This is a genomic window from Collimonas sp. PA-H2 (genome assembly GCF_002564105.1).
Taxonomy (GTDB): Bacteria; Pseudomonadota; Gammaproteobacteria; order Burkholderiales; family Burkholderiaceae_D; genus Collimonas.
In genome coordinates, this window is sequence record NZ_PDBX01000001.1 from 4791592 (window position 1) to 4813952 (window position 22361).

At 58.1% G+C, this 22361-nt stretch carries 19 protein-coding genes and 1 pseudogene; 12 read left to right on the plus strand and 8 right to left on the minus strand.

Translation table 11 applies throughout. The features are described from left to right. Positions 1–15: 15 nt before the first annotated feature. Positions 16–474 (plus strand): annotated as a pseudogene (locus BCF11_RS22005) (IS3 family transposase); the annotation flags it as partial. Positions 475–1072: 598 nt separating this feature from the next. Here the strand turns inward: BCF11_RS22005 and BCF11_RS22010 are convergent. The 6 genes from BCF11_RS22010 to ppk1 form a co-directional block, all read right to left on the minus strand. Continuing rightward, entirely contained in the window at positions 1073–1771 is a 699-nt protein-coding gene (locus tag BCF11_RS22010; protein ID WP_098496632.1) for a VIT1/CCC1 transporter family protein, read from the minus strand. Positions 1772–1775: 4 nt separating this feature from the next. After that, positions 1776–2426, minus strand: coding sequence for an endonuclease III (gene nth, locus BCF11_RS22015; RefSeq protein ID WP_098496633.1), 651 nt, complete (start codon positions 2424–2426; stop codon positions 1776–1778). After that, complete coding sequence (gene rsxB, locus BCF11_RS22020) at positions 2423–3157, minus strand: electron transport complex subunit RsxB (protein WP_098496634.1); 735 nt, start codon at positions 3155–3157, stop codon at positions 2423–2425. The genes nth and rsxB overlap by 4 nt, the downstream gene beginning before the upstream one ends. A gap of 122 nt (positions 3158–3279) precedes the next feature. Then, entirely contained in the window at positions 3280–4515 is a 1236-nt protein-coding gene (locus BCF11_RS22025) for a polyhydroxyalkanoate depolymerase (RefSeq protein ID WP_098496635.1), read from the minus strand. 198 nt (positions 4516–4713) lie between these two features. Beyond that, positions 4714–5172 (minus strand): histidine phosphatase family protein, encoded by a 459-nt coding sequence (locus tag BCF11_RS22030; protein WP_098496636.1) that lies wholly within the window; start codon positions 5170–5172, stop codon positions 4714–4716. 13 nt (positions 5173–5185) lie between these two features. Next, positions 5186–7342, minus strand: coding sequence for a polyphosphate kinase 1 (gene ppk1 / locus BCF11_RS22035; protein ID WP_098496637.1), 2157 nt, complete (start codon positions 7340–7342; stop codon positions 5186–5188). A 351-nt stretch (positions 7343–7693) separates the two neighbouring features. Between ppk1 and pstS the strand changes: the two genes are divergently transcribed. The 8 genes from pstS (at position 7694) to BCF11_RS22075 (ending at position 15655) form a co-directional block, all read left to right on the plus strand. Then, positions 7694–8737, plus strand: coding sequence for a phosphate ABC transporter substrate-binding protein PstS (gene pstS / locus BCF11_RS22040; RefSeq protein WP_098496638.1), 1044 nt, complete (start codon positions 7694–7696; stop codon positions 8735–8737). Between the two features lie 232 nt (positions 8738–8969). Next, entirely contained in the window at positions 8970–9998 is a 1029-nt protein-coding gene (pstC, locus tag BCF11_RS22045) for a phosphate ABC transporter permease subunit PstC (protein WP_098496639.1), read from the plus strand. Beyond that, complete coding sequence (pstA, locus tag BCF11_RS22050; protein ID WP_098496640.1) at positions 9998–10888, plus strand: phosphate ABC transporter permease PstA; 891 nt, start codon at positions 9998–10000, stop codon at positions 10886–10888. Before pstC ends, pstA begins: the two co-directional genes overlap by 1 nt. Positions 10889–10940: 52 nt before the next feature. After that, positions 10941–11741 carry a phosphate ABC transporter ATP-binding protein PstB gene (gene pstB, locus BCF11_RS22055; RefSeq protein WP_233212591.1) on the plus strand — a complete coding sequence of 267 codons (801 nt, stop codon included), beginning with the start codon at positions 10941–10943 and terminating at the stop codon, positions 11739–11741. A gap of 48 nt (positions 11742–11789) precedes the next feature. After that, positions 11790–12494: a phosphate signaling complex protein PhoU gene (phoU, locus tag BCF11_RS22060; RefSeq protein WP_098496641.1), complete on the plus strand. Its 705-nt coding sequence runs from the start codon at positions 11790–11792 to the stop codon at positions 12492–12494. Between the two features lie 33 nt (positions 12495–12527). Further along, positions 12528–13217 carry a winged helix-turn-helix domain-containing protein gene (locus BCF11_RS22065; protein WP_098496642.1) on the plus strand — a complete coding sequence of 230 codons (690 nt, stop codon included), beginning with the start codon at positions 12528–12530 and terminating at the stop codon, positions 13215–13217. Between the two features lie 103 nt (positions 13218–13320). Next, positions 13321–14625, plus strand: a complete 1305-nt coding sequence (gene phoR / locus BCF11_RS22070) for a phosphate regulon sensor histidine kinase PhoR (RefSeq protein ID WP_098496643.1) — start codon at positions 13321–13323, stop codon at positions 14623–14625. 91 nt (positions 14626–14716) lie between these two features. Beyond that, on the plus strand, positions 14717–15655 hold the full coding sequence (locus BCF11_RS22075; protein WP_098497643.1) for a patatin-like phospholipase family protein: 939 nt from the start codon (positions 14717–14719) through the stop codon (positions 15653–15655). 40 nt (positions 15656–15695) lie between these two features. Here BCF11_RS22075 and BCF11_RS22080 read toward each other — a convergent pair whose 3' ends face one another. Continuing rightward, positions 15696–16052 (minus strand): hypothetical protein, encoded by a 357-nt coding sequence (locus tag BCF11_RS22080; protein ID WP_098496644.1) that lies wholly within the window; start codon positions 16050–16052, stop codon positions 15696–15698. Between the two features lie 210 nt (positions 16053–16262). After that, complete coding sequence (locus tag BCF11_RS22085) at positions 16263–16829, minus strand: C40 family peptidase (RefSeq protein WP_098496645.1); 567 nt, start codon at positions 16827–16829, stop codon at positions 16263–16265. A gap of 273 nt (positions 16830–17102) precedes the next feature. Here BCF11_RS22085 and BCF11_RS22090 point away from each other — a divergent pair, with 273 nt between their 5' ends. From BCF11_RS22090 to carB, 3 genes are all read left to right on the plus strand, one after another. Next, the gene (locus BCF11_RS22090) at positions 17103–17510 is read left to right on the plus strand and encodes a heme-binding protein (RefSeq protein WP_098496646.1); all 408 of its coding nucleotides are present in this window, start codon (positions 17103–17105) and stop codon (positions 17508–17510) included. Positions 17511–17915: 405 nt separating this feature from the next. Further along, positions 17916–19094: a glutamine-hydrolyzing carbamoyl-phosphate synthase small subunit gene (gene carA, locus BCF11_RS22095; RefSeq protein WP_098497644.1), complete on the plus strand. Its 1179-nt coding sequence runs from the start codon at positions 17916–17918 to the stop codon at positions 19092–19094. After that, positions 19087–22308 (plus strand): carbamoyl-phosphate synthase large subunit, encoded by a 3222-nt coding sequence (carB, locus tag BCF11_RS22100; RefSeq protein WP_098496647.1) that lies wholly within the window; start codon positions 19087–19089, stop codon positions 22306–22308. Before carA ends, carB begins: the two co-directional genes overlap by 8 nt. The last annotated feature ends 53 nt before the right edge of the window (positions 22309–22361 follow it).

Consider the following 22361-nt stretch of genomic DNA (forward strand, 5'->3'; position numbering starts at 1 on the left):
ACTCTACTCTGGGGGCAGGGTTGTTGGCATTATCTGGCTGCCGTACTAGACCTGTACACACGCCGGGTCGTTGGCTGGGCATTCTCGACACGACCAGATGCCGATCTGGTCGTGCAGGCGTTGGACATGGCCTACGAGCAGCGTGGTCGTCCTCAAGGTCTGATGTTTCACTCGGATCAAGGTGGTCAGTACGCCAGCCGTAAGTTTCGTCAGCGCTTGTGGCGCTATCGAATCGGACAGAGCATGAGTCGTCGCGGGAATTGCTGGGACAACTCGCCGATGGAGAGATTGTTCAGGAGCTTAAAATCTGAATGGGTACCGAACATGGGCTACATGACGGCACAGCAAGCACATCGAGACATCAGTCACTATCTGATGCAACGATATAACTGGATACGGCCGCATCAGTTCAATGACGGACTCGCCCCGGCAGTAGCCGAAGAAAAACTTAACGCGGTGTCCGGGATTACTTGACCACTACAGAGAGCCTTTTAGATATTGGTGCCCGAGGCCGGACTTGAACCGGGACACCCTTACGAGCGAGAGATTTTAAGTCTCTTGGGGATTTTTTCGGGAATAGTGTACGTATATCTTAGTGCATCCAAGGGTAGATGCCACTGTAACGGACTGCCTCCATTGCCCTCAGAATACGTTTGCGACAGGTTCATAGCCTGTTATGGAGTTAAGGGCTGCAAGTCGAAATGGAACCATATTTCTGAATTTTCTACTGAGGACCGGAGCCGAAGCAGGGTGGAGCTGCTTCGACTGGGCCTTCTGTACAATAAAATTCGCCTTTTTTGTTGAATCCAACTGCGCATCCGGAGAGGAGGGAGAGTAAAGCCATGGCTACAATCCCGAACCTGAATTTCATTTAGCCCCTCTTTTTTCTGCAGAATTTCCACATCAAACCGCACAGTAATCGTCCAAAATACAGTTGTAAATCATTGTTTTATATAGTGCCGTACAGTGCTGTATATATACAGTGCTTGGAAACTTAAAACATCGTTAAGTGCATGATAATTATCGAAATTTACGTATTCATGCTATGTAGTGATGGATTAAACATGGATAATCAACTGATCAGTCTGGCGATGGAAAAGGCTGCTGCGGCGGCCAGGCCACCCACCATCAAGGTTTGCAGCGCCGATTTGAAAGCGCCGGTGCCGGTGACGCTGCCTTTCAGGAAGCCGAAGATAAACAAGGCCAGCAGGGTGACGACGGTGGAAGCCGCCAGCGCTTGTGGAATCGAGTGCATCAGCATGTACGGCGCCAGCGGGATGAGGCCGCCCACCAGGTAGGAGAGGGCGATGGTGATTGCGCTTTTCCTGGCGGCGCCGGCTTGCGGTTCTTCCAGGCCCAGTTCAAAGCGCATCATGAAATCGCGCCAGGCTACCGGGTTGCGTTCCAGGCCGGCCAGCATCGGTTCGCATTCCTGCTTGGTGACACCGTATTGCGCCATGATGTCGATCACTTCCTTGCGCTCGCGATGCGGTACTTTGAGGATTTCCTGCTCTTCGCGCTCGCGCTCGGCGTAGTAATGCTGGCGCTGGGTGCGTCCGGCCAGGTAACCGCCCAGGCCCATGGCGATCGAGCCGGCGGCGATTTCGGCGACGCCGGCGGTGACCACGATATCGATGCCGACCGCCGCGCCGCTGATGCCGGCCGCCAGCGCAAACGGCACGGTCAGGCCATCGGCCATGCCGATCACGATATCGCGTACGGTGTCGCTGGCTTCAAAGTGGTGTTCGGTATGCGGATGAGAGTGCGGCATGGATTCAGACCCCTTTTTCCGGCAGCGGTGTTTTCGCCTTGAAGTCGCACAGGTCAGCGATGCTGCAGTTCCAGCAGAGCGGTTTGCGCGCGATGCAGGTATAGCGGCCATGCAGGATCAACCAGTGATGGGCGTCCAGCAGGAACTCGGCGGGCACCAGCTTCATCAGCTTGTGTTCCACCGCGTCGACATCCTTGCCCGGCGCGATGCCCGTGCGGTTGGATACTCTGAAAATATGCGTGTCGACGGCAATCGTCGGTACGCCGAAAGCGGTATTCAGCACCACGTTGGCAGTCTTGCGGCCGACCCCGGGCAGCGCTTCCAGCTGTTCACGGGTGCGCGGCACCTGGCCGCTGTGCAGCTCCACCAGCATGCGGCAGGTTTCGATCACGTTCTTGGCTTTGGTGCGGTACAGGCCGATGGTCTGGATGTACGGGATCAGGCCGTCAACGCCGAGCGCATGAATTTGCGCCGGCGTATTGGCGAGCGGGTACAGCTTGCGGGTTGCCTTGTTGACCGAGACGTCGGTCGCCTGCGCCGACAGGATCACCGAGATCAGCAGTTCGAACGGCGAGGTGTATTCCAGTTCGGTAGTCGGATGCGGCAGCGCTGCGCGCAGGCGGCTGAATATTTCCCGGCGTTTTTCGGCGTTCATTGAGAGTCCTTAGCAGCCTGTCCGGCTTGTTGTTCTTTCTTCAGGCGGGCGCGTTCGATGGCGGCCTGGATGATGGCTTTCTTGCGCTGCTGCTCGGCTTGCTGTTCCGGGGTAGTGGCTGCCGCGGCGGCGACTGCCTTCAGTTTTTCTGCCGCCTTGGCTGCCAGCCGGTCATCATTTTCCTGCTTCTCGCGGCGCAGCCGGAAGCTATGGAAGTCATGGCGCGTGCGCGCAGCGTCGGCCTGCTGCTGGGTCCATGCATCCCAGCCGGTTTGCTCGCCGCTGACATCCACCATCGCAATACAGTCCACCGGGCAGGGAGCCACGCACAGGTCGCAGCCGGTGCAGAGCTCGGCGATCACCGTATGCATCTGTTTGGCGGCGCCGGCGATGGCGTCGACCGGACAAGCCTGGATGCAAAGGGTGCAGCCGATGCAGACGGCTTCATCGATGACCGCTACCGGCCGCGGCCGCTCGGCGCCGTTCAGAGGATTGAGCGGAATTACTGGCCGCTGCAGCAATTGCGCCAGGCGGGCTACGCCTTCCTGGCCGCCGGGCGGGCACTGGTTATAGCTGGCGCTGCCGTCGGCGACAGCTTCGGCATACGGCCGGCAGGCAGGATAGCCGCACTTGGTGCATTGCGTCTGCGGCAGCAGCGCTTCAATGCGGTCGGCGAGGGAGGGCGAGGATGGCGCGGGCACTTGTGGCGGGAGGCTGGGTGATGACAACATAGCCCGTATTATACCGGGGCTGCAATGCCGGCGCTGTATAGCGGCGCCAAGTCAAATGAAAAAAGCCGTTCCTGTGCAAGGAACGGCTTCATTGGCGCGACGTCGGCAGATAGCGCTAACGTTCAGGCGTTGGCTTTGATGAACGCGGTTATTTTCGGGCAAATGATCTCGCGCCAGCGGCGGCCGGAGAAGATGCCGAAATGGCCGCATTTGTCGGCGGTGAAATGCTGTTTCTTGGCTTTCGGGATGGAGCTGCACAGATCGTGGGCCGCCTGGGTTTGTCCCGGGCCGGAAATGTCGTCCAGTTCGCCTTCGATGGTGAACAGCGCCACCGTCTTGATATCCTGCGGACGGACCAGCTTGCCTTCGATTTCCCAAGTGCCTTGCGGCAGGCTGAAATCCTGGAATACCGTCTTGATGGTTTCCAGATAATATTCGGCCGGCATGTCCAGCACCGCATTGTATTCGTCGTAGAACTTGCGATGGCTTTCCGCGGATTCGTTGTCGCCCTCGCGCAGATGCATGTAGAAATCCCAGTGGCTCTGGGCATGGCGGCTGCGGTTCATGGCGACAAAGCCGGCGTGCTGCAGGAAACCCGGGTAGACCTTGCGGCCGAAGCCAGGGTAGTTGGCCGGTACGCTATAGATGACGGTATTCTCGAACCAGCTGAACGGCTTGTCCGTGGCCAGGTTGTTGACTTCGGTCGGTGATTTGCGCGGATCGATCGGGCCACCCATCATGGTCATGCTTTTCGGCAGGTGGCTGTCTTTTTCCGTTGCCATCAGCGAAATCGCCGCCAGTACCGGCACGGTCGGCTGGCAGACGGAGATCACGTGCAGGTCCGGGCCCAGCAGGCGGATGAACGCCTGCACGTAATATATATAGTCATGCAGGTGGAAAGCGCCGGCGCTGGCCGGCACCATGCGGGCATCGGTCCAGTCGGTGATGTAGACATCGTGTTCCGGCAACAGGCCGCGCACGGTATCGCGCAGCAGCGTCGAATGATGGCCGGACAGCGGCGCTACCAGCAGCACGGTCGGCTGTTTCAGGGCGGCGCTTTCCTTGTTGCTTAAATCTTTCTTGAAATGCAACAAACGGCAAAACGGCAGGGAGGTGACGACTTCTTCGGTAATCCCGACTTCCTTATCCTTGATCAGCGTATTGGCGATGTCGAATGTTGGCTTTTCATATTCCTTACCGATGCGGTACATCAGTTCGTAACCGGCGGCGATGCGCTGTGCAAATGGCGTGTGGGCCAGCGGCGAGATCGGATCGGTGAAGAGTCGGGTGCCTGCATCTGCCCATTGCACCAGCGGATGCAGCAGAGAGCGGTTGAATTCGTGGAATTGATAGAGCATGCCTTACCTCTTGGGTGGTCCAGTACAACGGGATCAGTAGTTGCAAATTATGCAACGTAAGTCCTATTTTATCTTATGCACAGAAATGCCGCAAAAATCCTGTAGTTTCACAACAACGGTATAAATCGAAATACATTTAAACGGCTGGCCGCAAATATACCACCTGCCAGCGCGCCATGCAGGTTTTCGAACGGGCTTCTATTTGGCGATCAGGTCCGGCGACATGACCGCTTTCAGGAAGTTGGTGGTGATATCGCCGCGCTCGCGTTGTGCAATCCACCAGATGCTGCCTTTTCGGATAGACCATTCCTGCATCTGGCCGGCTACCAGCAAGGCCGCGGCTTGGCCCAGCGTCGGCTGGTGGCCGATGATCAGCACCGGCTCGCGGTTGTTGGGCCAGTTGGCGACGGCCAGCAATTGCTCGGCGCTGCAGTCGGGGGCGAGGTCGGGATGGATCTTGAATTTACGGCCAAGCGCCTCGGCGGTCTGTAGCGTGCGGGTGGCCGGGCTGCTGATGATCTTGCAGCTGTGCGGCAGGTTGCGGTCCAGCCAGTCAGCCATTTTCCACGCCTGCTTGTGGCCTTTACCGGTCAGGGCGCGGCCTTCGTCCGGTTCGCCGATTTCCGCCTCAGCGTGACGCCATAGGATCAATTCCATGTTTTTTCCTTGCTCACTTGTTGGCGGAATGGGAGGGCGACTGCGACGGGGAAAGCGCGCCCAGCACCAGCATCAGGTGGCGTTGCGCATTGTATTGTTTTTGTCGCCGATGTTGCTTGGGTTTGCTCCAGTTGCCGTCAGAACCAAGGTTCCAGGCGTTGGTGTTGTCTTTCAGGTAAGGCGTCAAGCCTTCGTTGATGACTCGCCGCTTGAGCATCTTGTCGAGTACCGGGAAGCCGACCTCGACGCGCCGGAACAGATTGCGGTTCATCCAGTCGGCGCTCGCCAGATAGACGTCATGCTGCAGATTGTTGCGGAAGTAATAGATGCGGCTGTGCTCCAGGAAGCGGCCGATGACGGAGCGCACATGGATATTCTCGGACAGGCCGGGAACGCCGGGCCTGAGCGCGCAGGCGCCGCGCACGATCAGCTCGATCTTGACGCCGTCGGCCGAGGCTTGGTAGAGGGCGCGGATGACCGATTCGTCCAGCAGCGCATTCATCTTGGCGACGATGCGCGCTGGCCGGCCCTTGCGGGCAATCTCGGCTTCATTGTGAATGGCCCGGATGATTTCCTTTTGCAACAGGAAGGGCGCCAGCCACAGGTAATCCATTTTCTTGGGCTTGGTCAGGCTGGTCAGGTGCATGAAGACTTCATTGACTTCGGTCGCCAGCTTCTGGTTCGAGGTGAGCAGGCCGAAGTCGGTATACAGTTTAGTGGTGGTCGGATGGTAGTTGCCGGTGCCGAGATGGGCGTAATAACGCAGCTCGCCGTTGCCGCTCTTGTCGCGCTCGCGGCGGATCACCAGCGACAGCTTGGCATGGGTCTTGAGGCCGACCACGCCGTATACAACCTGAGCGCCGGCGCGTTCCAGCTTGTCGGCCCAGTTGATATTGGCTTCTTCGTCGAAGCGCGCCATCAGCTCCACCACCACGGTGACTTCCTTGCCGCGTTGCGCCGCCAGGATCAGCGCTTCCATCAGATCGGAATTCATGCCGGTACGGTAAATAGTCTGCTTGATTGCGACGACATTGCCGTCGAAAGCCGCCGAGCGGACGAAATCGACTACCGGCTGGAACGACTGGAAAGGGTGGTGCAGCAGGATGTCTTTCTGTTTCAGCTGTTCGAAAATGTCGCCGTCCGAGTCCAGCTGCGGCGGCAGGCCGGCAGCGAAGGGCGGGAAACGCAAGGCAGGAACGTTAATCTGATCAATCATTTCCGACAGCCGCACCATGTTGACCGGGCCGTCGACGGCGTACAGGCGGTTGGGGGCGATAGCAAACTGTTCGAGCAGGAAATGCGCCAGATGGTGCGGACAGTTGCGCGCCACCTCCAGCCTTACGGCGACGCCGAACTGGCGGCTTTGCAATTCGCTTTGCAGGGCTTGCCGCAGGTTTTTCACTTCTTCTTCATCCACCCACAGATCGCTGTTGCGGGTGACCCGGAATTGCGAATAGGCCAGTATCTGCCGCCCGCTGAACAGATCGCCTATGTGGGCATGGATGATCGACGATAGCAGGCAGAACGAGGCGCCGTTGGGAGACAGCACATCCGGCAGCCGGATCACGCGTGGCAGCACGCGCGGCGCCTTGATGATGGCGATCGAGGTATTGCGGCCGAAGGCGTCCTTGCCTGCCATTTCGACAATGAAATTGAGGCTTTTGTTGACTACCTGGGGGAAGGGATGGGCTGGATCCAGCCCTATTGGGGTCAGCAGCGGCCGGATTTCCTGCTCGAAGAAGGTTTTTACCCAGGCCCGCTGTTCGTCGTTGCGCTCGCTGTGCCGCAGCAGGTGGATGCCGCTGGCCGACAGCTGCGGCAGAATTGTCTTATTTAGGATGGCGTATTGGAGGTCAACGATCTGGTGGCACTCGATGCTGGTGCGTTCCAGCGCAGCAACCAGGGCCGGCGGATCGGCGCTTACTCCTTCAATCTGACTGCTGGCCAGCAGGCTGGCAATGCGGACTTCAAAGAATTCATCGAGATTGTTGCTGACTATGCATAAGTATCGCAATCGTTCCAGCAGCGGTATATGGCGGTCTTCAGCCTGGGCCATGACGCGGCGATTGAAGGCAAGTTGTGACAATTCGCGATTCAAAAAGCTGGGGTCGGCGCCTAACCGGGCGCTAAGTTGCTTCGTATCATCGTCCGACTTGGTTTTTTTGTTCATGAATCAGGCGGCTGGTCTCATGGTTAGGGCGAAGTGTATGTAGTGAATATGACAGCTTGATGAAGAAAATGGAAGAGCTTGAGAGGTTCGGCAATGTTATCCGGCGCGAGGCGGACCCGTCCGGCATGCCTAGTATAGCCATCTTTAATTGCGGTGCAGCAATTGTTATTTTAACGGCAATTAAATGTCCTTAACATTCATTTTTTCTTCGTCATAAAGCTGTCATAAATCTTGGTTAGAGTTCGCCCTGTCTTAGGGGCTGTTGTGAAACTGGCTTCCTTGCAAGGAGATTAATTTCACAACAGTCTCGATCTGGGCACACCACATCTACAGTCAACAAGGGAGTAACAAATGCGATTGAATCACCTCGTTAAAGCCGCCATTCTCGCAATGGGTTCGACACTGGCGGTTTCTTCAGTCATGGCTGCCGAAATCACCGGCGCCGGCGCTTCTTTTCCTTACCCTATTTACTCCAAGTGGGCTGAAGCCTACAAGGGCGCAACCGGCAACAGCCTGAACTACCAGTCGATCGGTTCCGGCGGCGGCATCAAGCAGATCAAGGCCAAGACCGTGGATTTCGGTGCTTCCGACATGCCATTGAAGGTGGAAGACCTGAACGCTGACAACCTGGCGCAGTTCCCTGCGATCATGGGCGGCGTGGTGCCTGTCGTCAACCTGGACGGCGTGACTCCAGGCGAGATCAAACTGACCGGCCCCGTTCTGGCCGACATCTATCTGGGCAAGATCACTAAGTGGAATGCACCTGAAATCACCGCGCTCAATCCAGGCGTGAAGCTGCCTGCGGCTGACATCACCGTGGTGTACCGCGCTGACGGTTCGGGCACTTCCTTCGTGTTCACCAGCTACCTGTCGAAGACCAGCCCTGACTTCAAGAGCGGCATTGGCGCCGGTACTGCTGTCAAGTGGCCAGTCGGCGTCGGCGGCAAGGGCAATGAAGGCGTTTCCGCCAACGTGCAAAAGATCAAGGGTTCGATCGGCTATGTTGAATATGCCTATGCCAAGAAAAACAAGCTGCTGCACACGCAGCTGAAGAATCGTGACGGCGGCTTCGTGCAGCCGGACGATGAAACTTTCAAGGCAGCCGCAGCCGGCGCCGACTGGGCCAAGACACCAGGTTTCGCAGTCGATTTCACGGACGCGGCCGGCAAGTCCAGCTGGCCTATCACCAGCGCTTCGTTCATCCTGATCCACAAAACCCAGCCTGATGCAGCCAAGGGCAAGGAAGTCTTGAAATTCTTTGAATGGGCTTACAAGAACGGCGGCGCGGCAGCCAGCGAACTTGACTACGTTGCCATCCCGGCATCGGTCGTGAAGCTGGTGGAAGAGTCCTGGAAAGCGCAGATCAAGGACAATGCCGGCAAGGCAGTCTGGTAATTGTTGCAAGCGGCCGCCAGTCCGGTTTTGCCTGGCGGCGGCAGTGTTTGCCGATGCAGATAGTTCAGAAGTACAGCGGGCAGCAACTCAGGGAAGATTGAGCGCTGCCCGTGTCGTTGAATATTGTTTAATCGTAAATTAGTCTCCACGCGAAACATCTCCAGGTCGAGCGCGGTCCGGCTGCTGGACGTTTTTGCCGCCGCATCTTATTCTTCATCGGATATCGCTACTCATGAGTGCAAATATTCCTGTCATGGCACAATCGATTTCTCCCCAGGCAAGTACCGCGGAACAGGCGGGCATATCGCACCAGACCTTGCTGGCGACCATGCGCAAGCAACGGATTCAGGATTTCCTGTTCCACAAGGTCACGCTGCTGTTTTCGCTGATCGTGCTGTTCGTCCTGCTGGGGATCATCGTCTGCCTGGCGATCGGCGCCTGGCCGGTATTCCGCGAATTCGGCCCTTCCTTTATCACCACCGTCGAATGGGATCCGGTCAACGACCATTACGGCGCCATGATCGCCATCGTCGGCACCCTGGTGACTTCCTTCATTGCGCTGGTGATTGCATTCCCGGTCAGTTTCGGCATCGCCCTGTTCCTGACTGAAATCTGCCCGGCCAAATTGCGCCGGCCGCTAGGCACCGCGGTAGAACTGCTGGCCGGCGTGCCAAGCATCATCTACGGCATGTGGGGCTTGTTCGTGTTTGCGCCGCTGTTTGCCGAATACGGCCAGCCTTTCCTCGCTTCCACGCTGGGCAACGTGCCGTTCATCGGTGTCTTGTTCAGTGGTCCGAAAATGGGCATCGGCCTGCTGACTGCCGGCCTGATCCTGGCGGTCATGATCATTCCGTTCATTTCCTCGGTGATGCGCGACGTCTTTGAAGTCGTCCCCGCCGTATTGAAAGAATCGGCCTATGGCCTCGGCTGCACCCGCTGGGAAGTGGTGCGCAAGGTGGTCCTGCCGTATGCCAAGACCGGCGTCGTCGGCGGCGTCATGCTTGGCCTGGGACGGGCCTTGGGCGAGACCATGGCGGTGACTTTCGTGATCGGCAATGCGCAGCGCCTGTCGTGGTCGCTGTTCGCCTCCGGCAACAGTATCGCCTCCACCCTGGCCAATGAAATCGCCGAAGCTTCCACCACGCTGCACGTATCGGCCTTGTTTGCGCTGGGCCTGATCCTGTTCGTGATCACCTTCATCGTCTTGTCGATCGCCAAAATCATGTTGATGGGCATGTCCCGTAAAGAAGGCGCCAAATAATGAACTCTCCGCAAACCAATATCGACGTCCTGGCCACTCCGCTGGTCAACCAGGTCTACCGCAAGCGCCTGCTGATGCACCGCTTCGGCATGGTGCTGTCATTCCTGGCGATGGCGTTGGGACTCGCCGTGCTGGCCTGGATCCTGGCGACCCTGGTGATCAAGGGCTTCGGCGCCCTGAACCTGGGCATCCTGACGCAAAACACCCCGGCGCCAGGTTCCGGCGCCGGCGGCTTGCTGAATCCGATCATCGGCAGCCTGATGCTGGTCGGCCTGGCGACGGTGTTCAGCACTCCGATCGGCATCCTGGCCGGCATCTATCTGGCCGAATACGGCGAGGAAAGCAAGCTGGCGCAGGTGACGCGTTTCGTTACCGACATCATGCTGTCGGCGCCATCGATCGTCATCGGCTTGTTCGTGTACGCGATCTACGTCGCCAAGGTCGGCCACTTTTCAGGCTGGGCTGGTTCCTTCGCGCTGTCGCTGATTGCGGTGCCGGTCGTGGTGCGGACTACCGACAACATGTTGAAACTGGTGCCGGGTAATCTGCGTGAAGCGGCTTTTGCACTCGGCGCGCCGCGCTGGAAGGTCGCCTTGCTGGTGCGCCTGCGTGCGGTCAAGGCCGGTGTTGTCACTGGCGTGCTGCTGGCGGTGGCGCGTATCGCCGGTGAAACCGCGCCACTGTTGTTCACGGCGTTGAACAACCAGTTCTTCAGCACCAACATGAACAAGCCGATCGCCAACCTGCCGGTAGTCATCAGCCAGTTTGCGATGAGCCCGTTTGACAACTGGGTGCCGCTGGCTTGGGGCGGGGCGTTGCTGATCACCTTTAGCGTGCTGGCCTTGAACATCGTATCGCGTTCATTATTCAGCCAGAAAATTCCAGGCTAATTTTCAAGCTTATGTATTCACTTAGATTGCCATCCATATCATGCAAACTTCAATGAAACCGAATCAACTCGATATGACTTCGATAAAGGCGCCAATGAAGCAGCCGACCATAGAAATCTCGCAGCTGAATTTCTTTTACGGTAATTTCCAGGGCTTGAAGAATATCAATCTGCAAGTGAATGAAAAGAAGGTGACGGCATTCATCGGTCCTTCGGGTTGCGGCAAGTCGACCTTGCTGCGAACGCTCAACCGTATGTACGACCTGTATCCGGGCCAGCGCGCCGAAGGCAAGATCATCTACGGCGGCCGCAATATCCTGGAACCGGGGCAGGATCTGAACATGCTGCGCGCCAAGGTCGGCATGGTATTCCAGAAGCCGACGCCGTTTCCGATGTCGATCTACGACAACATCGCTTTCGGCATTCGCCTCTACGAAAACCTGCCTAAGGGCGAAATGGACGAGCGCGTCGAATGGGCGCTGTCGAAAGCCGCCTTGTGGGGCGAAGTCAAGGACAAGCTGAACAAGAGCGGCCTGAGTCTCTCGGGCGGCCAGCAGCAGCGTTTGTGCATCGCCCGCAGCGTTGCGGTGCGTCCTGACGTACTGCTGCTGGATGAGCCGACTTCGGCGCTGGACCCGATCTCGACCGCCAAGGTGGAAGAACTGATCAGCGAGCTAAAGCAGGACTATACCATTGCCATCGTCACCCACAACATGCAACAGGCAGCGCGCTGCTCGGACTATACCGCCTATATGTACCTGGGCGAACTGGTGGAGTTCGGCGAGACCGACCAGATTTTCATGAATCCGGCGCGCAAGGAAACCCAGGATTACATTACCGGCCGTTTTGGCTGATCCGACCCTGGCTAACAATACACTCTGCAAAGAACAGAAGGAAATCAGATGACAGGCGAACACTCTTCAAAACAGTACGACACCGACCTGGAAACCATCCGCTCCAAGGTGTTGCTCATGGGCGGCCTGGTCGAGCGGCAGTTCCAGGAAGCGATCAACGTTTTCCGCAACGGCAACCTGGATACGGCCGAGCGCGTGATCAAGGATGACGACCAGGTCAACCGCCTGGAAGTCGAGCTGGACGATGCCTGCAGCCACCTGATCGTGCGCCGCCAGCCGACCGCCAACGATTTGCGTACCGTGATGGCGACCATCAAGGTGATTACCGACCTCGAGCGCATCGGCGACGAGGCCGCCAAGATCGCCCGCACCGCGATCCATTTGCACAAGCGCGGCATCGGCACTATCGACCATACCGAAACGGTACGCGTGATCGCCAGCGGCGCCGCCGATCTGCTGCACGATGCGCTGGACGCGCTGGCAAGGCTGGACGAGAAGCAGGCGATGCGCCTGATCGCCCAGGACGCCGTGATCGACCGCGATTTCCGTTCGATCATGCGCAACCTGATCACTTTCATGATGGAAGATCCGCGCACCATTTCGGCCTCCATGGATACCCTGTGGGTGGCAAAGGCGGTCGAGCGCATAGGCGACCATGCCAAGAATATTGCCGAATACGTGATCTATATTGTCGAGGGCAAGGATATCCGCCACACCGATTACGCGACCAGCCAGCTCGACGACGAAGTTTAATGTTTTTGATGAATATTAACTACGCATTGAAAAATGGCTGCCGATAAAACCTCTATCCTGATTATCGAAGATGAGCCGGCAATTGCCGAATTGATAGGCTTCACCATCAAGGAAGCTGGCTGGACTCCATCCATCGTTCATACCGCTGCCGACGGCTGGGAGTTCGTCCAGCGCCGCATGCCGCACCTGGTGTTGCTGGACTGGATGCTGCCCGACCAGAGCGGCTTGCGCCTGCTGTCGCAAATGCGCGCCGACCGCCAGCTGCAATCGATGCTGGTGATGATGCTGACTGCGAAAAGCATGGAAGAGGACAAGGTCCAAGGGCTGGACAACGGGGCCGACGACTACATGACCAAGCCATTCTCGCCGCGCGAGCTGACCTCGCGGGTGAAGGCGCTGCTGCGGCGCAAGGGCGGCGATGAGGCGCCCGGCATGATGTCGGCCGGCGCGGTGTCGCTCGATCCGGCCAGCTGCTCGGTGTGCCTGGAGAACCAGAAGATCGATATCGGCCATGCCGAATATCGCCTGCTGAAATTTTTCATGGCGAATCCGGACCGGGTGTTTTCCCGCAGCCAGCTGCTGGACAAGGTATGGGGCGACCACGTGGTGATCGAAGAGCGTACCGTCGACGTCCACGTGCTGCGCTTGCGCAAGGCGCTGCGGGAATCGGAGCACCTGATCCGCACAGTGCGCAGCGTCGGCTACATGCTTTCGGCAAAGTAGCGCAGAATACACGTCAGCCTGGTCCTGGCAGGCCGCCGGCCCGGAGCGTCCGGCTGGACGGTTGTGCGACATAACCGATGCTTCCATCGCAAAATAGTGATTTATGAATCCACAGATGCTGTTCTGGATCCCGGCCTTGCTGCGGATCCTGTTGATCTTTGTCGTCTCAGGCGTGGTGTGGGCCTTGTTTGGCGCCACCCCCGGCCTGCTGCTGGGACTCGCCCTGATGTCGGTGGCAGTGGTGGTGCAGCTGCATTACCTGTTCCGTCTCAGCGGCTGGCTGGATAATCCGCGCAGCGAGAAGCTGCCGGATGGCTGGGGCGCCTGGACCGATATTTTTTCGCGGCTTTACAGGTTGCGGCGCGACGACGAAAAGCACCAGACCGAACTGAGCGAATGGCTGGCGCGCTTCCGCCAGGCCATGCACCTGCTGCCGGACGGCGTTGTCATCATGGACGACGTGCTGTTCCTGGAGTGGTGCAATCCGGCCGCCGAACGGCATCTGGGTCTGCAGCACGGGCGCGACAAAGGGATGCGCGTCACCAACCTGATCCGCACTCCGGATTTCATCGACTACATCATCCTTGGCCGTTACGACCAGCCGCTGACGCTGAGCTTGCGCGAACGCAAGCTGATCGTGCAGATCATCCCGTTCGAAAACCGCCGCCAGATCCTGGTGACGCATGACGCCACCGAATCGGAGCGGATCGACATGATGCGGCGCGACTTCATCGCCAATGCTTCGCATGAACTGCGTACCCCGCTGACCGTCATCAACGGCTTCCTGGAAATCGCCCAGACCCAGCCCGACCTGGACCAGAAAACCCGCTCCGCGCATTTGCAGCTGATGACAGAACAGGGTCATCGCATGCAAAATCTGATCGGCGACATGCTGACCCTGACCCGGCTGGAATCGGTCGATTATCCCTTGCGGCCGGAGCGTGTGAATATCGACGCCATGCTGCACAACCTGCTGCTGGAGGCGGAAATCCTGTCGGCCGGCAAGCATGTGCTGTCGCTGACGGTCGACGGCCCGGACATCAATGGCAGCAGCGACGAGTTGCGCAGCGCTTTCAGCAATCTGATTTCCAATGCGGTGCGCTACACGCCGGCCGGCGGCAAAATCCAGATCGCCTGGCAAAACAGCAAAGCCGGTCCGCAGCTGGTGGTCAGGGATTCGGGCATCGGCATCAGCAGCGAGCATATTTCTCGCCTCACCGAGCGCTTTTACCGGGTCGACAAGAGCCGTTCGCGGGAAACCCAGGGCACCGGCCTCGGCCTGGCGATCGTCAAGCATGTGCTGCTGCGCCATCATGGCACTCTGGGCGTCGAGTCGCGGCCGGGCGAGGGCAGCGTCTTCACCGTCAGGCTGCCGGCAAGTTCGATTGTTGCTGAGGAGGAAGCTTGAGTCTCCGCGGCACGGGCTGAAATCGTCAACATCGGCTACAATTCTGCGGCGACAACCTGTCGCCCATTTGCCCGCCAACCTGCCGACCGCCATGCCATCTTTGCGCCCATCACCACGTCTTGCCATCAGTCTTGCCTTGTGTGCCGTCTTGTCCGTCATCTTGTCGGCTTGCGGCGGTTTGATAACACCGCCGGTACAGCCGGTGGCGGTGGTACCCACTGTGCAGCCGAAAGTCAGCAAGCCGGTCAAGATCGGCCTGGCGCTGGGTGGTGGCGCAGCGCGCGGCTTTGCCCATATCGGCGTGATCAAGGCGCTGGAGTCGCAAGGAATCGTCCCTGACATCGTGGTGGGCACCAGCGCCGGCAGTGTTGTTGGCGCCCTGTACGCGGCCGGCAACAATGGCTTTGCGCTGCAAAAAATTGCGCTGCAGATGGACGAGGCGGCGATTTCAGACTGGTCGGTGCCGTTTTTTGCCAAGGTCAGCGGCGTGCTGAAGGGTGAGGCGATCCAGAACTATGTCAACAAGACTATCCACAATGTGCCGATTGAAAAACTGAAGATCCCGTTCGGCGCAGTGGCGACCGATTTGAATAGCGGCGCGCCGATATTATTCCGTCGTGGCAATACCGGCACTGCCGTGCGCGCATCTTCAGCTGTGCCGGGCGTATTCCAGTCAGTGAATGTCGGCGGCCGCCAATATGTCGATGGCGGCCTGGTATCGCCGGTACCGGTGCGTTTTGCCCATGAAATGGGAGCGGATTTCGTGATCGCCGTGAATATTTCCGCATCGCCGGAAGCGCAGGCCGCTTCCAGCTCGGTCGATGTGCTGCTGCAGACTTTTGCCATCATGGGCCAAAGCATCAATAGCTATGAATTGAAAGATGCGGACATCGTCATCCGTCCTGAGCTGGGGGCGATGAAGGGCAATGACTTTGCCGCTCGCAATACCGCGATCCTGGCGGGCGAGCAGGCGGCAATGGCGCAAATGGCCGCCATCAAGAAGAAGCTGAAGGACAAGCGCGAAGAATGACTGTACGTACTGCAATCCCATTCGGGGACCGGCAGTATGCCTAGTTTTTATTGAGATTCTGTTGCGGAGTTGCCGGTAGCTGTATCACCACTGGCGCTTGCGACGATGATTGCGGCGCCGGTTTGAGAGTGTTGCTCATGGCCAGGAACAGGCCGCCAAATCCTAGGAACAGGCCGATAACGGTAGCCAGCATCCATTTGTGCGTTTCACCGGAAGCCTTGTGAATCTCGCTTTTCACGGACTGAATATCTGCCCGTGTCGCCAAGGTAAGCAACACCGCATCAAATCTTGCTTCCAAGGTAGCTAAACGTTCCATTGGATTATCTTGTTGCGACATGACAGGTTTGTCAATGCTTGTTTGTGGTTTGTCCAGTTGCGAAGGCTTCGGATTGTGCATTTGAGAATCACGCTTACCCTTGGAATCCGCGCTGCTGTGCGCTACGTTTTTATCATGCTACCGCCGCTGTCGCGCACTGAACGAAAAAATGCAGTGTTTTAGGCATTTGGCTGTAATCGACAAGTGGTGAGTGGCGCCAAATAACAAAAATCCCCTGGCAGTCTCGCACTGGCAGGGGATTTTTTGCGCTCAATTGTAATTGAGCACTGCTTATTGCTGGTTGTCGCTACCCGGTTCCGGGTCGTTGATGCGGCGCGCACCATTGAAGCGCGATTTCCAGTAGGCCAGGTCCATGCTCTCGATACGAACCTTGCCGCCGCTGGATGGGGCATGGATGAATTTGTTGTCGCCGAGGTAGATACCGACGTGGGAGAAGCTGCGGCGCAAAGTGTTATAGAACACCAGGTCGCCCGGCTTCAAATCCTGCTTGTCGATTTTTTCGCCGCTGCGGCTCAGCTCCGCCGCTGTGCGTGGAACGTTGACGCCCCAAGCGTCTTTGAATACATAGCGTACCAAACCGCTGCAATCGAGGCCGTTTTCCGGGTTGTTGCCGCCGTATTTATAATGAATTCCGATCATGCCCATCGCGCTCACCGCCAAGTCCGAGGCCCGGTCTGTAAATTGCTGGAGTTTGCTGCGGGTGGTGAGAGGCTGGGGTTGTGGCTCAAAGACGGTAATGTCAGAAGCCCGCGCGGGGCTGCACAGCCACAAACTGGCGATCAGCGTGCAAGCCAGGACCAAGGTCTGGAAATAGGGAAAGGCTTCTTTAATCGTCATCGTGTTAGATGGGCTCTGTGACATTACGACCGCATGAATGTAAGTGAATAAGAGTCGCCTGTCAAACCGGAGAGGCGAAAGGGAGCTACTTTACCATGACAATGTTGCAATTAATATCAGATGTATCTGACAGATGGCCGGCATGCTTCGATTTTCGTGGTTTCTGTAAAGCAAATATCGCGCCAGAAATTATCTGGGCGGGAGGTGTTGGTGGTTGATGTCTATTGCGAGGCACTAAAGTACAATAATCAGTTATTTTCACAAGGAGCAAAAATGAAATCGAAACAAGTGTTGACACTCGATGATGTCAAGAAAATTGCCGCTGCAGCAGAAGCGGAAGCGCTGGCGAATCACTGGGCGGTGACGATTTCCATCGTCGACGACGGCGGTCACCTGCTGTGGCTGCAGCGCATGGATGGCGCGGCTCCGATTTCGGCGCACATTTCGCCGGCCAAGGCCAAGACATCCGCTCTGGGTCAGCGCGAATCGAAGATTTACGAAGACATGATCAATAACGGGCGTTTTTCGTTCATCACTGCACCAAACCTGGAAGGCCTGCTCGAAGGCGGCGTGCCTATCGTCGTCGGCGGTGAATATCTGGGTGCGGTCGGCGTATCCGGCGTGAAGTCGACTGAAGACGTGCAAATCGCCAAGGCTGGTATTGCTGCCTTGGGCGTGTAAGCGGAAGTTGTGAAATGCAGTTGCGGAGAGGGGCGGGATTGCCGTCCCGGCAATCTGCAACTGTGTGCGTCCGTGTTTGAATGCCAAACCGGCAAGCTGACAATTATTGGCAGATTTGACGGTTTTGCGAGCCTCGTTTGTCAGGTTTGTTGTCGCCGCATCAACGGCAATCGTCTTGCGTAATTATTTATACAAAAATCCTCGGTATGGCATCGGTTCAGATTGCCGGGCAGGTGGTTGTCGGCTATAATTGCAGGGTTTAGCCCAATTTACTCCGCCGTAGCGCATACCACCTTCCATTTCGTCCCAAAAAGACTGATAAAGCCGCCAAATCAACACTGTTTGGGGTTTTATAGCGGTCGTTTGGCGCAGCGCAGCGGCGGTAACAACATCAGGAGTTACCCCTTGCAGCCATTTTTTTCTGGCCTCACCGTACCGGCCATCCTCGCGCTAGCAGATGGGACGATTTTCCAAGGTATTTCCATTGGCGCCGTTGGTCATACGACAGGTGAAGTCGTATTCAACACTGCCATGACCGGCTACCAGGAAATCCTTACCGATCCAAGCTACAGCCGCCAGATCGTCACTCTCACTTACCCGCATATCGGCAATACCGGCGTCAATAAAGAGGATGTCGAATCTTCCCAGATCCACGCCGCCGGCCTGATCATCCGTGATCTGCCGCGCCTGGTATCGAATTTCCGTTCCACCCAAAGCCTTGATGCCTACCTGCAGGAGTCGAATATCGTCGCCATCGCTGGCATCGATACCCGCAAGCTGACGCGCATCCTGCGTGAAAAAGGCGCGCAGGGCGGCGCCATCGTCGCCGGCGAGACGGACATTGCAGCAGCTACCGCGAAAGCGCTGGAACTGGCGCGCGGCTTCCCCGGCCTGGCCGGCATGGACCTGGCCAAGGTGGTGTCGACCACCAAGGCTTACAGCTGGAGCGAGACGGAATGGCGCCTCGGCCGCGGCTACGACCAGCAGATCACGCCTAAGTACCACGTGGTGGCGTTCGACTACGGCGTCAAGTTCAACATCCTGCGCATGCTGGCGCAACGCGGCTGCAAGATCACCGTGCTGCCGGCCCAGGCTACGGCTGCCGATGCTCTGGCGCTGAATCCGGACGGGATTTTCCTGTCCAACGGCCCGGGCGATCCGGAGCCATGCGATTACGCGATTGCCGCCACCAAGGAGCTGATCGAGCGCGGCGTGCCGACTTTCGGCATCTGCCTCGGCCACCAGATCATGGCGCTGGCTTCCGGCGCCAAGACGCTGAAGATGAAGTTCGGCCACCATGGCGCCAATCACCCGGTGCAGGACCTGGACAGCAAGCAAGTGCTGATCACCTCGCAAAATCACGGCTTCGCCGTCGATGGCGCGACCCTGCCGGCGAATTGCCGCGTGACCCACGTATCGTTGTTCGACGGTTCGCTGCAAGGCTTCGCCCGCACCGACAAGCCGGCGTTCTGCTTCCAGGGTCATCCGGAAGCGTCGCCTGGCCCGCATGACATCGCCCCCTTGTTCGATCGTTTCATTCAATTGATGAATCAAACGATGTTGGAGAAAAATAAAAATGCCTAAGCGTAGTGATTTAAAAAATATTCTGATTATCGGCGCCGGCCCGATCATCATCGGCCAGGCTTGCGAGTTCGACTATTCCGGCGCCCAGGCCTGCAAGGCGTTGCGCGAAGAGGGTTACAAGGTGATCCTGGTCAACAGCAATCCAGCGACCATCATGACCGACCCGGAAATGGCCGACGTCACCTACATCGAGCCGATCACCTGGCAGGCGGTGGAACGCATCATCGCCAAGGAAAAGCCGGACGCGATCCTGCCGACCATGGGCGGCCAGACCGCGCTGAACTGCGCGCTGGACCTGCATCGCCACGGCATCCTGGAAAAGTACAAGGTCGAACTGATCGGCGCTTCGCCGGAAGCCATCGACAAGGCGGAAGACCGTTCCAAGTTCAAGGCAGCGATGACCAAGATCGGCCTCGGTTCGGCCCGTTCCGGCGTCGCCCACACCATGGATGAATCGTGGGGCGTGCAGAAGGAACTTGGCTTCCCGGTCATCATCCGGCCTTCGTTCACCATGGGCGGCACCGGCGGCGGCATCGCCTACAACGCGGAAGAATTCGAAACCATCTGCAAGCGCGGCCTGGAAGCATCGCCGACCAAGGAACTGCTGATCGAAGAATCGCTGATCGGCTGGAAAGAGTATGAGATGGAAGTGGTGCGCGACAAGGCGGACAACTGCATCATCGTCTGCTCGATCGAAAACCTGGATCCGATGGGCGTGCACACCGGCGACTCGATCACCGTGGCGCCGGCGCAGACCCTGACCGACAAGGAATACCAGATCATGCGTAACGCCTCGCTGGCGGTATTGCGCGAGATCGGCGTCGACACCGGCGGCTCCAACGTGCAGTTCTCGGTCAACCCGGCCGATGGCCGCATGATCGTCATCGAAATGAATCCGCGTGTATCGCGTTCTTCGGCGCTGGCGTCGAAGGCGACCGGCTTCCCGATCGCCAAGATCGCGGCCAAGCTGGCGGTTGGCTTCACGCTGGACGAGTTGCGCAATGAAATCACCGGCGGCGCCACGCCGGCATCGTTCGAGCCATCAATCGACTACGTGGTCACCAAGATCCCGCGCTTTGCATTTGAAAAATTCCCGACGGCCGACAACCACCTGACCACCCAGATGAAATCGGTGGGCGAGGTGATGGCGATCGGCCGCACCTTCCAGGAATCGTTCCAGAAAGCCTTGCGCGGCCTCGAAGTCGGCGTTGACGGCATGAACGAAAAAACGCAAGACCGCGAAGTCATCGAAGAAGAACTTGGCGAGCCGGGTCCGGACCGTATCTGGTATGTGGGCGATGCGTTCGCCCAGGGCTTCACGCTGGAAGAAGTGCATCAGCTGACCCATATCGATCCATGGTTCCTGTCGCAGATCAAGGAAATCGTCGATATCGAACTGTGGCTGGAAAACAGCCAGACGCTGGAAGCGCTGGATCGCGACACCTTGTTCCGCCTGAAGCAAAAGGGCTTTGGCGACCGCCGCCTGGCCAAGCTGCTGAAGACCACCGATACCGACGTGCGCAAGAAGCGCCTGGCGCTGAATATCCGTCCAGTCTACAAGCGGGTGGATACCTGCGCCGGCGAATTCTCGACCAACACGGCCTACATGTACTCGACCTACGAGGAAGAGTGCGAATCGAATCCGACTGACAAAAAGAAGATCATGGTGCTGGGCGGCGGTCCTAACCGTATCGGCCAGGGTATCGAATTCGATTACTGCTGCGTGCACGCGGCGCTGGCGATGCGCGAAGATGGCTACGAGACCATCATGGTCAACTGCAATCCGGAAACCGTATCGACCGACTACGACACTTCCGACCGCCTGTATTTCGAACCGGTGACCTTGGAAGACGTGCTGGAAATCGTCGACAAGGAAAAGCCGTACGGCGTGATCGTGCAGTACGGCGGCCAGACGCCTTTGAAGCTGGCGCTCGACCTGGAAGCCAACGGCGTGCCTATCGTCGGCACTTCGCCGGACATGATCGACGCTGCCGAAGACCGCGAGCGTTTCCAGAAACTGCTGCACGACCTGAACTTGCGCCAGCCGCCAAACCGCACCGCGCGTACGGAAGAAGATGCCTTGCGCCTGGCGCAGGAAATCGGTTATCCGCTGGTGGTGCGTCCATCGTACGTGCTGGGTGGCCGGGCGATGGAAATCGTCCATGAGCAGCGCGACCTCGAGCGCTATATGCGCGAAGCGGTCAAGGTCTCGCACGATTCCCCAGTGTTGCTGGACCGTTTCCTGAACGACGCCATCGAAGTCGATGTCGACTGCTTGTCCGACGGCGACCGCACCTTTATCGGTGGCGTGATGGAGCATATCGAGCAGGCTGGCGTGCACTCCGGCGACTCGGCTTGTTCGCTGCCGCCGTATTCGCTGGCGCCGGCAACCATCGAAGAGATCAAGCGGCAGACAGCGTTGATGGCCAAGGGGCTGAACGTGGTCGGCCTGATGAACGTGCAGTTCGCAATCCAGCAGATCGATGGCCAGGACGTAGTGTTCGTGCTGGAAGTCAATCCGCGCGCCTCGCGTACCGTGCCGTTCGTCTCCAAGGCGACCGGCTTGCAGCTGGCCAAGATCGCAGCGCGTTGCATGGTCGGCCAGTCGCTCGACAGCCAGGGCATCAAGAACGAAGTGGTGCCGAAGTACTTCAGCGTCAAGGAAGCGGTATTCCCCTTCGTTAAATTCCCGGGCGTCGACACCATTCTCGGACCGGAAATGAAATCCACCGGTGAAGTGATGGGCGTTGGCAAGACCTTCGGCGAAGCGTTCGTCAAGTCGCAGCTGGGCGCCGGCATCAAGCTGCCGAAATCGGGCAAGGTGTTCCTCAGCGTCAAGGGCAGCGACAAGCCGCGCGCGGTGCAGGTCGCCAAGGATCTGGTGGCGATCGGCTTCAGCGTGGTGGCGACCAAGGGTACGGCTGCGGCTATCAGTGCTGCCGGGATTCCTGTGGAAACCGTCAACAAGGTGGTCGAAGGACGTCCGCACGTTGTCGACATGATCAAGAACAATGAAATTTCATTGGTGATCAACACTGTCGAAGAAAAACGCAGCGCGATTGTCGATTCGCGGGCGATCCGCACTTCGGCGCTGGCAGCCCACGCCACCACCTACACCACGATTGCCGGTGCGGAAGCGGCAGTCGAGGGAATGCGCCATCTGGACGAGTTGCACGTCTATGATTTACAAGGGCTGCATAAAACCTTACACTAAGGTCAGATCAGGATGTGCCTAGGCACATCCTGAATCGCTTCCGGGTCGCATTT

What these genes read in the sequence shown, in the direction of transcription:
- BCF11_RS22085 (WP_098496645.1), bottom strand. Translation starts at nt 16,829, where the DNA reads ATGACGATTAAAGAAGCCTTTCCCTATTTCCAGACCTTGGTCCTGGCT.
- BCF11_RS22025 (WP_098496635.1), bottom strand. Translation starts at nt 4,515, where the DNA reads ATGCTCTATCAATTCCACGAATTCAACCGCTCTCTGCTGCATCCGCTG.
- BCF11_RS22030 (WP_098496636.1), bottom strand. Translation starts at nt 5,172, where the DNA reads ATGGAATTGATCCTATGGCGTCACGCTGAGGCGGAAATCGGCGAACCG.
- ppk1 (WP_098496637.1), bottom strand. Translation starts at nt 7,342, where the DNA reads ATGAACAAAAAAACCAAGTCGGACGATGATACGAAGCAACTTAGCGCC.
- BCF11_RS22090 (WP_098496646.1), top strand. Translation starts at nt 17,103, where the DNA reads ATGAAATCGAAACAAGTGTTGACACTCGATGATGTCAAGAAAATTGCC.
- nth (WP_098496633.1), bottom strand. Translation starts at nt 2,426, where the DNA reads ATGAACGCCGAAAAACGCCGGGAAATATTCAGCCGCCTGCGCGCAGCG.
- carB (WP_098496647.1), top strand. Translation starts at nt 19,087, where the DNA reads ATGCCTAAGCGTAGTGATTTAAAAAATATTCTGATTATCGGCGCCGGC.
- phoU (WP_098496641.1), top strand. Translation starts at nt 11,790, where the DNA reads ATGACAGGCGAACACTCTTCAAAACAGTACGACACCGACCTGGAAACC.
- BCF11_RS22010 (WP_098496632.1), bottom strand. Translation starts at nt 1,771, where the DNA reads ATGCCGCACTCTCATCCGCATACCGAACACCACTTTGAAGCCAGCGAC.
- pstC (WP_098496639.1), top strand. Translation starts at nt 8,970, where the DNA reads ATGAGTGCAAATATTCCTGTCATGGCACAATCGATTTCTCCCCAGGCA.
- rsxB (WP_098496634.1), bottom strand. Translation starts at nt 3,157, where the DNA reads ATGTTGTCATCACCCAGCCTCCCGCCACAAGTGCCCGCGCCATCCTCG.
- BCF11_RS22065 (WP_098496642.1), top strand. Translation starts at nt 12,528, where the DNA reads ATGGCTGCCGATAAAACCTCTATCCTGATTATCGAAGATGAGCCGGCA.
- pstS (WP_098496638.1), top strand. Translation starts at nt 7,694, where the DNA reads ATGCGATTGAATCACCTCGTTAAAGCCGCCATTCTCGCAATGGGTTCG.
- pstB (WP_233212591.1), top strand. Translation starts at nt 10,941, where the DNA reads ATGAAACCGAATCAACTCGATATGACTTCGATAAAGGCGCCAATGAAG.
- BCF11_RS22080 (WP_098496644.1), bottom strand. Translation starts at nt 16,052, where the DNA reads ATGCACAATCCGAAGCCTTCGCAACTGGACAAACCACAAACAAGCATT.
- phoR (WP_098496643.1), top strand. Translation starts at nt 13,321, where the DNA reads ATGAATCCACAGATGCTGTTCTGGATCCCGGCCTTGCTGCGGATCCTG.
- pstA (WP_098496640.1), top strand. Translation starts at nt 9,998, where the DNA reads ATGAACTCTCCGCAAACCAATATCGACGTCCTGGCCACTCCGCTGGTC.
- BCF11_RS22075 (WP_098497643.1), top strand. Translation starts at nt 14,717, where the DNA reads ATGCCATCTTTGCGCCCATCACCACGTCTTGCCATCAGTCTTGCCTTG.